Here is a 13077-nt window from a genome sequence, read left to right on the forward strand (position 1 = left end):
GCGACTCCATCATTGGCCGTCCGAGGGGGAGGACACGCGATTTTGCTTGCGGTCGATGTCGACCAGCGGGTGACGGTGCAGATGGTTCAGCGCCTCGCCATCACCCTTGAAGAGATGGCCGCAGGTCGGGTCGAAAGAAAAGCGCACCTGGTCGTGCACCCGGTGAGCGACATCGCCGTCGGCGACCAGAATCCACTCGCTGTCACCGTGCTCGAGATACAGTGAGGTGACCCCGCCGAGACGCTCGATAACCACGATCTTGCCGGTCAGCGGGCCCGCGTCATCGAGCTTCAAGTGTTCGGGGCGGATGCCCAACGTCAGCGTGTCGCCGGCGCTGACGCCACTGCCATCGACCGGCACGCGGCAGTCACCGCCAGGCAGCGCCACGTTGATGCCTTCGCCGCTTGCCTCGCGGACCTCGACGTCGAGGAAATTCATCTTCGGTGAGCCGATGAAACCGGCCACGAAGCGGTTGCACGGGTGGTGGTAGAGCTCCATCGGCGAGCCGATCTGTTCGACCAAGCCGTCCTGCAGCACGACGATCTTGTCGGCCATGGTCATGGCCTCGATCTGATCGTGAGTGACATAGATCATCGTCGCGTCGAGTTCTTCGTGCAGTCGCGCCAGCTCGATGCGCATCTGCACGCGTAGCGCCGCATCGAGATTCGACAACGGTTCGTCGAACAGGAAGATGCTGGGATTGCGTACGATCGCCCGGCCGATGGCCACGCGCTGGCGCTGGCCACCGGAGAGTGCGCGGGGCTTGCGGTCGAGCAAGGGTTCGAGCTGCAGAATGCGTGCGGCGGCGAGCACCTTCTCGCGACGCTCGGCCTTTTTCACCTTGGCCAGGCGCAGACTGAAGCCCATGTTGTCCTCGACGGTCATGTGCGGGTAGAGCGCGTAGCTTTGGAAGACCATCGCCAGACCACGATCGGCCGGCCCGACCTCGTTGATGCGCTCGCCATCGATGGAGATTTCACCGCTGGTGGTACTTTCGAGCCCGGCGATCATCCGCATCAGGGTCGACTTGCCGCAGCCCGACGGGCCGACGAAGACCACGAATTCGCGATCCTTGACCTCGAGGTCGACGCCCTTGATCACCTGAGTGCCGCCGAAGTCCTTGACGATGTCGTTGAGTTGTAGCGTTGCCATGGCGGAATTCCTTATTTGACGGCGCCGAAGGTGAGACCACGAACCATCTGTTTCTGGGTCATCCAACCGAAGATCAGGATCGGCGCGATGGCCAGCGTCGAGGCGGCGGATAACTTGGCCCAGAACAGCCCTTCGGGACTCGAGAAGGAGGCGATGAAAGCAGTCAGCGGGGCAGCATCCGAGGTCGTCAGGTTGAGGCTCCAGAAGGCCTCGTTCCAGCTCAGGATGACCGACAACAGCCCGGTGGAAGCGATCCCCGGCAGGGTCAGCGGCAACAACAGGTAGAGCACTTCCTGCAGAGTACCAGCACCGTCCATGCGCCCCGCTTCGAGGATGTCCTTGGGAATATCCTTGAAGAAGGTGTAAAGCATCCACACCACGATCGGCAGGTTCATCAGCATGTAGACGATGGTTAGTCCGAGCGGCGAGTCGAGCAGCCCCATGTCGCGGAACAACAGATAGACCGGCATCAGTACACCCACCGGTGGCAGCATCTTGGTGGAAAGCATCCACAGCAGCGTGCCGCCGATCACGCTGACCGCCAGCACCCAGCCGACCAGCAGCAGCGTGTTGCCCATCACCGTCCACAAGGCCGGGTCGGTGAGCAGATAGGTGTAATTGTCCCAGCCGGCGAAGCCGGAAATCATGGGGTTGATCAGGTTATAGCGCTGGAAGGAGAACCACAGGGTCATGCCCAGCGGCACCAGCATCCACAGCAGCAACAGGGTAACCGCCGGGCCCTGCAGGAACAGGTTGCGGAAGCCGCCGACGGTTCGTCCAGACGTTCTCTCGCGCATGGGAATGCCCTACTGAAGGAAACGAGTCGGAAAATGCGGCCGGAGCATGACGATCCGGCCGATGTGGGACGCTATCTGTTAGTCGTAGTAACCGGCCTGACGCATGGTACGTTCGACCGAGTGTTGGGCCTGATCGAGGGCAGCATCGACCGACTGCTCGCCGGAAAGCGCGGCGCCGATCATCTGCCCGACCTGGGTACCCACCGACTGGAACTCGGGAATATTGACGGTCTGCACGCCGATATACGGGCTCGGCTTGAGCGTCGAGTCGGTCGGGTCGGCAGTCTGGATGGCGTTCAGCACGAAATCGGCGAACGGCGCGGCTTTTTGATACTTGGAATTTTCGTAGGTCGACTCACGAGTGCCCGGGGGCACGCTGGTCCAGCCTTCTTGCTCACCGACCAGTTCGATGTAGTCCTGCGAGGTCGCCCAGGTAATGAAGGTCTTGGCGGCGTCCTTGGAATCCGACGAGGCAGGAATCGCCAGCGTCCACGACCATAGCCAGTTGGCCCCCTTCGGGGTCTTGGCAATCGGTGCGGGAGCGAAGCCCAACTTGTCAGCTACCTGCGACTCATCGGCATCATAAAACTTGCCGGCAGCCGAGGTAGCATCGACCCACATGCCGCACTTGCCGCTGGAGAACAGCGCCTGATTCTCGTTGAAGCCGTTGGAGGTCGCGCCCGGCGGGCCGTATTTGTTCATCAGATTGACGTAGAAGCTGACCGCTTCCTTCCACTCCGGCGAATTGATTTCCGGATGCCAGTCTTCGTCGAACCAACGGCCGCCGAAGGTATTCACCAATGTCGAGACGAAAGCCATGTTCTCGCCCCAGCCCGGCTTGCCGCGCAGGCAGATGCCGTAAACGTCGTTGTCGGGGTCGTTGATCTGGCTCGCCCAATCCTGAACCTGGTCCCAGGTCGGTTGATCGGACATCTCGATGCCGGCTTTTTCGAAGAGACCGGTGCGGTAATACATCATCGAGCTCTCGCCGTAGAACGGCAGCGCATATAGCGAACCGTCCTGGCTCAAGCCGTCGCGGATCGGCTTGAGCAGGTCCTGCTCGTTATAGCTTTCGGGAAGGTCGTCGAGTTCGACCAACCAGTCCTGATTGGCCCAGATCGGCACTTCATAGGTGCCGATGGTCATGACATCGAACTGACCGCCATCGGTGGCGATGTCAGTGGTCAGGCGCTGACGCAGCACGTTTTCCTCGAGCACCACCCATTCCAGATCGACATCCGGGTGGGCTTTTTCGAATTCGTCGGTCAGGCCCTGCATGATGATCATGTCGTTGTTGTTCACCGTGGCCACGGTGATGGTTTCAGCATGTGCGGCGAACGAGGCCAATGTCGCGGCCCCGGCCAGGGGGAATACATGCTTGAGGTACATGGCGAGCTCCTGAGTGGAAATTATTGAACTTGTTTTGATCAATCTACTCATTGAGTATTCAAATGATCATTTGCAGCGCCAAAAAAAGCAAACCTCATACGCTTAGACTTTGGCCTAAGCAGCTCCCAATGTGGACACGATATAGCGTGCCGCCGCCTCATCGGTGACCAGCCCTTTGAGCCAGCCCCCCCGCAAGGCACTCAGAATCGCCGGGCCCTTGTCGTGTCCGCCAGCCAAGCCCATCAACGGCTGACCGCCGAGGGCCGACAACGGCAAGCTGGTGATCCGGCGCGTGATAGGACAATCGATGAGCCGCCCTTGGGTATCCAGCGGCCAGCCGAGCAACTCCCCCACGGCGCCGGCCTCGAGCAACTCGTTGAGTTCGGCTTCACTGATGAAATGATCCTGGAACAGAGTCGCGCGCGGATCGATACGGCCGATGCCGATGACGCCGGTTTCTGCTTCGCGGGCAATATGGAACACCGCCTGCACGAGCTGCTGGGCCAGCAGCGCTTCTTTTTCTTCCACCGAGGCGGCGACTACCGGCGCCGGCAGCAGGAAACGCTCCGCCCCGGTCTTGTCAGCCAGCACCATCACCCCATCGTAGCGGTTGGCAGAGCCGTCACGGGCGACATTGCCGACCAACGACACGATGCGATGCTGCGAGCGATCCAGACGGCTCAGGGCCTCCACCGTAGCGCGCACCGAACGCCCTGTGCCCAGCGATAGTGTCAGCGCTTGCTGGCGATCGAGAAGCCCAGCCAGGCGTTCGGCCCCCGCCTGGGCGAGGAAGCGCGGGCTGCTGTCCGGCACATCGGGGTCGCTGGGCACTACATCGCAGTAATCCAGCCCGAAATGGGTGAGAATCGCCTCACCCATCGCCATGCATCCGGAAATGGGATGGTCGATGTGCACCTTGACCAACCCTTCCTGCCGCGCCAATGCCAACAGGCGCTGTACACCGGGGCGCGAGACGCCCAACTGACCGGCGATTTCGTCCTGGGTGCGCCCCCCAACATAGGACAACCAGGCCGCACGCGCCGCCTGCTCGCGTTTGAGTTCGTACTTGTCCATCGCCGCTGCTCCTGCTGGAAGGGAGAATGCCGGCATCATCGCAATCGCATGCCATACGCACAATACGCGCCCATCGGAAGCACGCCGCGACTGCGTCAGATGATGATCAGGACTCGGTACCGCTCGGCGCTACCGGTGACGCAGGCAGCCAGACGCGTGCGGCGAGTCCACCGAGCGAGGCACGTGACAGCGAAAGCCGGCCGCCATATAGCGTCATCAGATCCTCGACAATGGCCAAGCCCAGCCCGGAACCGGAGCGTCGTTCATCGAGGCGGGAACCTCGCGCCAGGGCGGCGTCACGTTGTGCCTCGCTCATGCCGGGGCCGTCGTCCTCGATCAACAACTCGACGCCTGCCGCCTGCGGCTGAAGGCTTACGGTGACCTGGCTGTCGGCCCAGCGCAGCGCATTCTCCAGAAGGTTGCCGACCAGTTCCTGCAGATCCTGGGCCTCCATGCGCACCTTGAGGTCATCGGCCAACGATTGCGTCAACTGAACACCGCGCCGTTGCCCCATTCGCGTCAAACCCTCGAGCACCGGCGCCAAGGTTTGAGCAGCATCCACCTTGCCGGCGAGAACGACCCCGCCGGCGGCCGAGGCCCGAGCAAGATGATGGCGAACGGCCTCATCGATGCGCCCCAACTCGCCGTGCAGGCGGTCGCGCGTATCGGGCGGGAAGCGTTCGGCAAGGGTGGTGAGTACGCTGACCGGGGTCTTGAGTGCATGCGCCAGATTGCCGGCAGCATTGCGACCGCGCTCGATCAGACGCCTATCTCGTTCCAGCACCCCGTTCATGGCACGCGCCAGGCGCGCCAGTTCGTCGGGCAGGAAACGTGTCTCGAGGCTGTCGGCATCACCGGATTCAACCGCACGTAGATTGGTATGCATGCGACGCAACGGTGCCAGTCCCCAACGAATCTGAACCGCCAGCCCGACGAGCAGCAAGGCGCCCAGCGCCAGCAGCGACAACCCCAGCAGCCACTCGAAACGTGCCACCTCGGTATCCAGCTCCTCGCGTGACGCCGCCACACTGACATGCAGCGTCTCGGCATGCCCCGGCAAGCGGATATCACGCTCGATGACGCGCAGCACGTCCCCACGCGGGCCCTCGACTTCGCTCACGGCAACGCCCGTGGCGTTATCGATCGGTAGCCGTTGATCCCACAACGAGCGCGACGTCAGCGTTTGCCCCTCATCGGCACTGATCTGCCAGTACCATCCCGAGAAGACACGCTCGAATCGCGGGTCGCCCAGCGAGCGCGCCATACGCAGTTCTTCGTTCTGAGCATCGACCTGCACACCCGCCAGCAATACATTGAGCAACGATTCGAGACGGTCGTCGAAGGCGGTGGTGACGGAATCGCGAAAGTTATAGGCAAGCCCCGAGCCCGCCAGGGGGAGCGCCACCATGACCAGCAATAGCGAAGCAATAAGCAACCGGGCACGAATCGAGGTACGCGCAAGACGTTGTCGCCAAGGATAGCGACTCATTGCTCATCCTCGGGCGCCACCAGACGATATCCCTGCCCGCGCAGGGTCACGATGCGCTGGTTGCCGAGCTTACGGCGCAGGCGACTGACCTGCACATCGATGACGTTGGAGTCGGGCTCATGGTCACGGTCATAGACATGCTCGGAAAGTTCGATACGTGTCACGATGCGCGGCGCGGCATGCAGCAGATAGCCCAGCAGCCGCGACTCCTGGGCCGTCAAGGTGATCGGGCGTCCCGCCAGGGTGACGCTGCCGGTATGCGTATCCAGCGCCAGTTCCCCCAGCCTGAGGATAGGGTGTGCATGTCCGTGGCTACGTCGCACCAGGGCACGCAGACGAAACAGCACCTCGGCGGTTTCGAAGGGTTTGGTGACGTAGTCGTCGGCGCCGGCGGAAAAGCCCGCCGCCTTGTCCGACCAGCGCTCGCGGGCCGTGAGCACCAATACCGGCAAGTCGATGCCATCCTCGCGCCAGGCCGCAAGCCAGCGCGTGCCATCACCATCGGGGAGACCCAGATCGAGTATCACGGCGTCATAGGATTCGACGCGCACCAGATAATCGGCCGTCTCGCCGGTCGCGGCATGCTCCCACAGCAGTCCCGCTTCCCCGAGCGCTTCGCCGAGCGCCTGTGCCAGCGCGGTATCATCCTCGACCAGCAACAGCTTCATTGACGTGTCATCCCATCGATATTGACCCCTTCGATACCAATCATTTCCCCGCTCGTGGCATCGAATTCGAATTCCACCACCTGCCCCTGCGGACCGATCATGTCGATTTCGTAGCGCGGTATACCATCGTCGCGCTCGAGTTCAACCTCTAGCACCTGGCCTATATAATGCCGCTCGAGCCAGTCGAGCACCTTGGGCAGTGCGACCACACGCCCCTCCTCCACTTCGCGGTGCAGTGAGCGCCATTCGTCATCGTCGGCCGCGACCAGTGACTGGCAGGCCATGATACCCACCGCCACCAGCATCAGCGCTTTGATACAGCGATTGAAGCGTTTCATGGACATGAGTTTGCCTCTGCCGACATGAATGCAGCATGAATAATCGCGCGCTAGATACTCCATATCGGCCCCTGCCACGCTTTCGAGATCATCGCTGCCACGCATGTCCGACGCTCGGTCACATGAATGAAAGATGAACATCGTTTTCAGGTGACTGCAAGGTAGACGGCGTTAGCGTATCCCTAATCCGCAGTCGCGGTTCTATCATACCGGCCTTGAGGCGAAAGCCAGGAGTGAATCATGAAGACGATGCATATGCTGATGATGCCGATGGTTCTCACGGGTGGGCTGTCCACTGCCGCGCTCGCCGATGACGGTAGCCTATCTTCCAACGCACTCGAGTCGCTACTCAACGACGCCGATACATACGGTGTCACCCATTATGATGATGTCGCCATCGATGACGGTAACCGCCTCGAGATAGAAGGCTGGCGTGACGACGGCTGGCAACTCGACATCGACATGCTTATCGAGGACGGCAGCCTGGTGCACGAGAAACGGCACAAGGATACGGTTCCCGACTGGAGCCTGACCAGCGACGAACTGCACCAGGCACTGGGCAACGCTCAGGACGCCGGCATGAAACGCTTTTCCGAACTGGATGTCGATGAAGAAGGGCATGTGGATATCGAAGGCTACGACGCCCAGAATAGTGAGATCGACATTCGCCTCGAGCGCAATGACCTAACGGTCACTGGAGTGGAACATGACTAATCGACAGCAAAATGCCGCCTGGCAGGCGGCACAGCAATGGCAAGAACGGGCGCGTCGAGCGCGTCCGTCACAGGGCGCTGGCGGGCTCAAACTCCTCGCCACCTGGTTGTTGTTCGGCGTGATGATGATCGTCGGTACTCTGCTCGGCCTGTTCTTCCTGGTCATCGGCTGGGCGATGCTGCCCTTCTTGCGCCACCGCATGAAGAAACGCGCCGAGGCGTTTCGTGCCGACCATGCGCGCCCGGCGGGCGGCAATGGCGCTCAGGACAACGCTCGATCGCCGGATGATAAGCATTCTTCTCGCGTGCTCGAGGGCGACTACCGCGTCAAGTCGGACGACTGATCAAGGAATACGACTGCCTACCTGCAATCTACAGGTCTCACCATCAAGGAAGAAGGATCGTCGACTAAGACGAAAAAGCCCGCCCCCGGAGGGACGGGCTTGATATCTGGTGCGCCCGGGAGGATTCGAACCTCCGACCACCTGATTCGTAGTCAGGTACTCTATCCAGCTGAGCTACGGGCGCTTTGCACAACGCACGACCAGCTCTGCCGTGTTTCGCGTTGTATCGAGAGCCAAGCTCTCTCATTGGCATCATCACGTGATTTACTGTCACTCACGTGAGTCTTAAAGTGGTGCGCCCGGGAGGATTCGAACCTCCGACCACCTGATTCGTAGTCAGGTACTCTATCCAGCTGAGCTACGGGCGCAATACTTTAATTCCTACAACTTTTACTTCGATGCAATGCATCCGGTTGAATGGCGGAGAGAGAGGGATTCGAACCCTCGATGGGGCTACAAACCCCATACTCCCTTAGCAGGGGAGCGCCTTCAGCCACTCGGCCATCTCTCCCTCATCAACACGGCGCGTATGTTACCGATTATGCTGGGGTCTTGTCTAGAGCGGATTGAAAATCTTTTGATATCAATCAATACCGTCACTATTTACTTGGCAAACGACCCACTTAACGTACTGCATGCATGTCAAACTGCTCAATCCAGAAAGCGTGCGAGTCTATAAGCCCGAGCGGATAAAGGGGACGACTTCACCAGCTCAGACGGTTCCACGCATGCGTTACTTCAAACGCTTGAACCACCGTCTTCGCTATCGGTCTTCTCACGCTGAATGCGTTGATAGATCTCTTCGCGATGTACGGCTACGTCCTTGGGCGCATTGACGCCGATACGGACCTGATTGCCTTTTACACCTAGGACCGTAACGGTGATGTCGTCGCCGATCATCAGTGTTTCACCGACGCGACGGGTCAGGATGAGCATGTCTGATCTCCTTCTCAGGCTTTCTTCCAACGGGATGCATGCACCGCCAAGCGACAGTACGAAGGCGAATTATGCGTCATACAGGCCCCGAGAGCCAATGGCGCGTACTCTGCATCCACCGATGCGCTGAATGAAAGGCCGCATCTGGCCTTCCGGCGTCGTCCTGACGCCACCCTCAGCGTAGAAGCCAATGGGCCAGGAAGGCCAAATTTCTTTGCTTATTCGCCCTGTATACTGTCTTTATCGAGCCCGAAGGCGGAGTGCAACGCGCGCACGGCCAGCTCCATCTGCTTCTCGTCGATGACCACGGAGATCTTGATTTCCGAGGTAGAGACCATACGAATGTTGATGTTTTCGTCGGCCAATACACGGAACATCTTGGACGCCACCCCAGCATGCGAACGCATGCCCACACCGACCAACGAGACCTTGGCGATATTCTCGTCGCCACGCAGCTCACCACCGCCCAGCGCCGGGATCACCTGATCCTGCAGGATGCTTCGTGTCTGCTTGAAATCGTTCTTGGCCACGGTGAACGTGAAGTCGGTGTAGTCACCGGCAGGAGCCACGTTCTGCACGATCATGTCGATTTCGATGTTGGCATCGGCGATGGGCCCCAGGATCTTGGACGCCACGCCCGGCACATCGGGGGTATTGAGCAACGTCAGCTTGGCTTCACTGGAGGTGAAGGCAATACCGGAGATCAGCGGTTCTTCCATGGAGGCCTCTTCTTCTTCAGCGACGATCAGGGTACCGGGGCCGTCCTCGAAACTGGACAGCACGCGCAACGGTACGTTGTATTTACCCGCAAATTCGACGGCGCGAATCTGCAATACCTTGGAGCCCAGGCTGGCCAGCTCGAGCATTTCCTCGACGGTGATGCCCGAAAGACGGCGCGCCTTGGAACACACCCGCGGGTCGGTGGTATACACGCCGTCCACGTCGGTGTAGATCTGGCATTCATCGGCCTTGAGCGCCGCCGCCAGGGCCACGCCGGTGGTGTCCGAACCGCCGCGTCCCAACGTGGTAATGTTGCCCTCGTCGTCGACGCCTTGGAAGCCGGCCACGACCACGACCTGACCGTCGTCGAGATCGGCCTGAATGTCGTCGGTCTCGATACGCTGGATACGCGCCTTGGTATGGGCGCTGTCGGTCTGGATGCCGACCTGACCGCCGGTGTAGGAGGTCGCCGCCACGCCCAGCTTGTGCAGGGCCAGGGCCAGTAGCGAGCTGGTGACCTGCTCGCCGGTGGACACCAGCATATCCATCTCGCGCGGCGTGGGCTCATCGTTGATCTGGCTGGCCAGGTCGATCAGCCGATTGGTTTCCCCGCTCATTGCCGACACCACGACAACCACCTGATGGCCTTCGTCGCGGAATCGCTTCACTTTATCGGCGACGGCCTTGATGCGCTCCACCGAGCCCACCGAGGTCCCCCCGAACTTCTGTACGTATAGCGCCATAGCTGCCTATCCGTGGTGGTTTTCCCAAGCATGAATGAAGAAGAGGGCCGGCGCCATGCGCACGACCCTCTTCACGATCTCACTCGCCGAGCCGGGCCTCGACCCAACTCGGTACACTCGACAAGGCATCAGGCAACGCCTGAGGCCGTGACCCTCCCGCCTGCGCCATGTCGGCCCGGCCACCGCCCTTGCCGCCGACCTGCTCGGCGACATGCTTGACCAGGTCGCCGGCCTTGAGGCGCGCGGTCAAATCGTCAGTCACTCCGGCGATCAGGCTGACCTTTTCGTCGCCGGCCACGCCCAGCACGATGACCCCCGACCCCAGCTTGTTCTTGAGCTGATCGAGCAAGCCGCGCAGTTCCTTGCCACCGATGCCTTCGACCTGCTTGGCGAGCAATTTGACGCCCGCCACCTCACGCACCTCGGCCAGCATGTCGCCGCTTGCGGCACTCGCCAGCTTGGCCTTGAGCCGCTCGAGCTCCTTCTCCAAGCTGCGATTGCGCTCGAGCGTCGCCTCGAGACGTGACTCTACCTGCTCGGGTTTGGCCTTGAGATGCTCGGCGATACGCGTGACCTTGGCTTCCTGATCGCGGAAATACGCCAGGGCGCCTTCGCCTGTGACGGCCTCGACGCGGCGCACGCCTGCGGCGACCCCCGCCTCGCTGAGAATGTGGAAGCAACCGATATCACCACTGCGCGCCACGTGTGTGCCGCCACACAGTTCGATGGAGAAGTCATCGGCACCAATGGTCAGCACGCGCACGTTATCGGCATACTTGGCCTCAAAGAGCGCTGCGGCGCCTTTGGCCTTGGCCTCGTCGAGCGTCATTTGCTCGATGCGCGTGTCGGCGTTGGCGAGGATCTGCGCATTGACGATACGCTCGACCTCGTCGAGCTGCGCCGACGTCATTGCCTCGAAGTGGCTGAAGTCGAAGCGCAGACGCTCCGCCGTTACCAACGAGCCTTTCTGCTGTACGTGCTCGCCCAGAACTTGCTTGAGCGCCTCGTGCAACAGGTGCGTCGCCGAATGGTTGCGCATGGTCGCCGCGCGCAGGCTGGCATCGACCTGCGGGGTGACACTGTCGCCCACGTCGAGCCGCCCCTCGACGAGCACGCCATGATGCAGATGATGCCCGCCCTGCTTCTGGGTATCGGTCACCTGGAAGCGCATGCCGTTGGCGTTCAAGTAACCGGTGTCGCCGGCCTGCCCGCCCGATTCGCCATAGAACGGCGTGCGATCCAGCACCACGACGCCCTGCCGGCCGGCCTCGAGTGTCGCCAGCGCATTGCCCTCGCGATCCACCAGAGCGGTGACACGGGCCTCGTCTTCCAAGCGATCATAACCGGTGAAGGCCGTTTCGCCCTCGAGCTCCAGCGCCGCCGTATAATCGGCGCCGAATTGACTGGCCGCACGGGCACGCTCGCGCTGCGCCTCGAGCTCACGCTGGAAGCCGACCTCATCCGGCGTCACGCCCCGCTCACGGCAGACATCCGCCGTCAAATCGAACGGAAAGCCGTAGGTATCATAGAGCTTGAAGACGGTCTCGCCCGGCAGCACCTCGCCCTCGAGCGAGTCCAGCGCCTCCGTCAGCAGTCCCATGCCATGATCCAGCGTGCGCGCGAACTGCTCTTCTTCCTTGAGCAGCACCTTCTCGATCTGGGTGCGTGTCTTGCGCAACTCCGGATAGGCATCGCCCATCTCGGCATCCAGCGCCGCCACCAGCTTATGGAAGAACGGCTCGCGGGTACCGAGCTTGTGGCCATGGCGGATGGCGCGACGAATGATGCGACGCAGCACGTAACCGCGCCCTTCGTTGGACGGCAGCACGTCGTCGGTGATCAAGAAGGCGCAGGAACGGATATGATCCGCGATCACGCGTAGCGACGGCGCGCTGGTATCGGCGTAGCCCGTGGCCTCTGCCGAGGCATCGAGCAGATTCTGGAACAGGTCAATCTCATAGTTGGAATGCACGCCCTGCATCACCGCCGCGACGCGCTCCAGGCCCATGCCGGTATCGATGGACGGCTTGGGCAGCGGGTTCAGCGTCCCGCTGCTGTCGCGATCGAACTGCATGAATACCAGGTTCCAGATCTCGATGTAGCGATCGCCGTCCTCATCGGGGCTTCCCGGTGGGCCGCCCGCGACCTCAGGTCCATGATCGTAGAAAATCTCGGATGACGGGCCACAGGGACCGGTATCGCCCATCTGCCAGAAGTTGTCCTCGTCGAGCTTGGAGAAACGCGCCGGATCGACACCGATCTCGTCTTTCCAGATCCGTTCGGCTTCGTCGTCGCTGACGTGAACGGTGACCCACAGCTTGTCGGCGGGCAGCCCCAGGCGTTCGGTCAAGAACGACCACGCGAAGCCGATCGCATCACGCTTGAAATAATCGCCGAAGCTGAAGTTGCCCAGCATCTCGAAGAACGTATGGTGACGCGCGGTATAGCCGACGTTATCCAGATCGTTGTGCTTGCCCCCGGCACGCACGCAACGCTGCGGGGAGGTGGCACGTACGTAGGGACGCGGATCACGCCCCAGGAAGACGTCCTTGAACGGCACCATGCCGGCATTGGTGAACAGCAACGTCGGATCGTTGTCAGGCACGAGCGAACTCGACGGCACGATGGTATGGCCGTGCTCCTCGAAGAACGTCAGAAAGGCTTGTCTGATGTCTGCGCTTTTCATAGAAATTCCGTGGCGGTGTGCGTTAGGC

Annotated in this window: 12 protein-coding genes and 3 tRNA genes; 2 read left to right on the plus strand and 13 right to left on the minus strand. The window is 61.2% G+C overall.

The window, feature by feature from the left end; translation table 11 throughout:
- Window positions 1–9: 9 nt before the first annotated feature.
- From L1073_RS09380 to L1073_RS09410, 7 genes are all read right to left on the minus strand, one after another.
- Window positions 10–1152, minus strand: a complete 1143-nt coding sequence (locus L1073_RS09380; RefSeq protein WP_246898730.1) for an ABC transporter ATP-binding protein — start codon at window positions 1150–1152, stop codon at window positions 10–12.
- Window positions 1153–1163: 11 nt separating this feature from the next.
- Window positions 1164–1949: a carbohydrate ABC transporter permease gene (locus L1073_RS09385; protein ID WP_246898732.1), complete on the minus strand. Its 786-nt coding sequence runs from the start codon at window positions 1947–1949 to the stop codon at window positions 1164–1166.
- 78 nt (window positions 1950–2027) lie between these two features.
- Window positions 2028–3338: an ABC transporter substrate-binding protein gene (locus L1073_RS09390; RefSeq protein ID WP_246898734.1), complete on the minus strand. Its 1311-nt coding sequence runs from the start codon at window positions 3336–3338 to the stop codon at window positions 2028–2030.
- 114 nt (window positions 3339–3452) lie between these two features.
- Complete coding sequence (locus tag L1073_RS09395; protein ID WP_040239644.1) at window positions 3453–4412, minus strand: sugar-binding transcriptional regulator; 960 nt, start codon at window positions 4410–4412, stop codon at window positions 3453–3455.
- 106 nt (window positions 4413–4518) lie between these two features.
- On the minus strand, window positions 4519–5901 hold the full coding sequence (locus tag L1073_RS09400; RefSeq protein ID WP_246898735.1) for a sensor histidine kinase: 1383 nt from the start codon (window positions 5899–5901) through the stop codon (window positions 4519–4521).
- A complete protein-coding gene (locus tag L1073_RS09405) occupies window positions 5898–6569 on the minus strand; it encodes a winged helix-turn-helix domain-containing protein (protein ID WP_246898737.1) in 672 nt (223 codons plus the stop codon). The genes L1073_RS09400 and L1073_RS09405 overlap by 4 nt, the downstream gene beginning before the upstream one ends.
- Window positions 6566–6913: a PepSY domain-containing protein gene (locus L1073_RS09410; protein WP_425531574.1), complete on the minus strand. Its 348-nt coding sequence runs from the start codon at window positions 6911–6913 to the stop codon at window positions 6566–6568. The genes L1073_RS09405 and L1073_RS09410 overlap by 4 nt, the downstream gene beginning before the upstream one ends.
- A gap of 234 nt (window positions 6914–7147) precedes the next feature.
- On the opposite strand from L1073_RS09410, the gene L1073_RS09415 reads away from it, so the two are divergent.
- Both L1073_RS09415 and L1073_RS09420 read left to right on the plus strand, forming a co-directional pair.
- Window positions 7148–7621 (plus strand): hypothetical protein, encoded by a 474-nt coding sequence (locus L1073_RS09415; protein WP_246898739.1) that lies wholly within the window; start codon window positions 7148–7150, stop codon window positions 7619–7621.
- On the plus strand, window positions 7614–7964 hold the full coding sequence (locus L1073_RS09420) for a hypothetical protein (RefSeq protein ID WP_246898741.1): 351 nt from the start codon (window positions 7614–7616) through the stop codon (window positions 7962–7964). The genes L1073_RS09415 and L1073_RS09420 overlap by 8 nt, the downstream gene beginning before the upstream one ends.
- Before the next feature lie 107 nt (window positions 7965–8071).
- Here L1073_RS09420 and L1073_RS09425 read toward each other — a convergent pair.
- The 6 genes from L1073_RS09425 to alaS all read right to left on the minus strand — a co-directional run bounded on the left by L1073_RS09425 (window position 8072) and on the right by alaS (window position 13049).
- Window positions 8072–8148, minus strand: a tRNA-Arg gene (locus L1073_RS09425).
- A gap of 107 nt (window positions 8149–8255) precedes the next feature.
- Window positions 8256–8332: transfer RNA gene (locus L1073_RS09430), tRNA-Arg, on the minus strand.
- A 50-nt stretch (window positions 8333–8382) separates the two neighbouring features.
- Window positions 8383–8475, minus strand: a tRNA-Ser gene (locus tag L1073_RS09435).
- Between the two features lie 227 nt (window positions 8476–8702).
- Complete coding sequence (gene csrA / locus L1073_RS09440) at window positions 8703–8900, minus strand: carbon storage regulator CsrA (protein ID WP_246898743.1); 198 nt, start codon at window positions 8898–8900, stop codon at window positions 8703–8705.
- Window positions 8901–9118: 218 nt separating this feature from the next.
- On the minus strand, window positions 9119–10363 hold the full coding sequence (locus L1073_RS09445; protein WP_246898744.1) for an aspartate kinase: 1245 nt from the start codon (window positions 10361–10363) through the stop codon (window positions 9119–9121).
- Between the two features lie 79 nt (window positions 10364–10442).
- Complete coding sequence (gene alaS / locus L1073_RS09450; RefSeq protein ID WP_246898746.1) at window positions 10443–13049, minus strand: alanine--tRNA ligase; 2607 nt, start codon at window positions 13047–13049, stop codon at window positions 10443–10445.
- Window positions 13050–13077: the final 28 nt, after the last annotated feature.

It is taken from the genome of Chromohalobacter nigrandesensis (assembly GCF_023061285.1).
In the GTDB taxonomy this organism is placed as follows: domain Bacteria; phylum Pseudomonadota; class Gammaproteobacteria; order Pseudomonadales; family Halomonadaceae; genus Chromohalobacter; species Chromohalobacter nigrandesensis.

What these genes read in the sequence shown, in the direction of transcription:
- L1073_RS09380 (WP_246898730.1), bottom strand. Translation starts at nt 1,152, where the DNA reads ATGGCAACGCTACAACTCAACGACATCGTCAAGGACTTCGGCGGCACT.
- L1073_RS09385 (WP_246898732.1), bottom strand. Translation starts at nt 1,949, where the DNA reads ATGCGCGAGAGAACGTCTGGACGAACCGTCGGCGGCTTCCGCAACCTG.
- L1073_RS09390 (WP_246898734.1), bottom strand. Translation starts at nt 3,338, where the DNA reads ATGTACCTCAAGCATGTATTCCCCCTGGCCGGGGCCGCGACATTGGCC.
- L1073_RS09395 (WP_040239644.1), bottom strand. Translation starts at nt 4,412, where the DNA reads ATGGACAAGTACGAACTCAAACGCGAGCAGGCGGCGCGTGCGGCCTGG.
- L1073_RS09400 (WP_246898735.1), bottom strand. Translation starts at nt 5,901, where the DNA reads ATGAGTCGCTATCCTTGGCGACAACGTCTTGCGCGTACCTCGATTCGT.
- L1073_RS09405 (WP_246898737.1), bottom strand. Translation starts at nt 6,569, where the DNA reads ATGAAGCTGTTGCTGGTCGAGGATGATACCGCGCTGGCACAGGCGCTC.
- L1073_RS09410 (WP_425531574.1), bottom strand. Translation starts at nt 6,913, where the DNA reads ATGTCCATGAAACGCTTCAATCGCTGTATCAAAGCGCTGATGCTGGTG.
- L1073_RS09415 (WP_246898739.1), top strand. Translation starts at nt 7,148, where the DNA reads ATGAAGACGATGCATATGCTGATGATGCCGATGGTTCTCACGGGTGGG.
- L1073_RS09420 (WP_246898741.1), top strand. Translation starts at nt 7,614, where the DNA reads ATGACTAATCGACAGCAAAATGCCGCCTGGCAGGCGGCACAGCAATGG.
- csrA (WP_246898743.1), bottom strand. Translation starts at nt 8,900, where the DNA reads ATGCTCATCCTGACCCGTCGCGTCGGTGAAACACTGATGATCGGCGAC.
- L1073_RS09445 (WP_246898744.1), bottom strand. Translation starts at nt 10,363, where the DNA reads ATGGCGCTATACGTACAGAAGTTCGGGGGGACCTCGGTGGGCTCGGTG.
- alaS (WP_246898746.1), bottom strand. Translation starts at nt 13,049, where the DNA reads ATGAAAAGCGCAGACATCAGACAAGCCTTTCTGACGTTCTTCGAGGAG.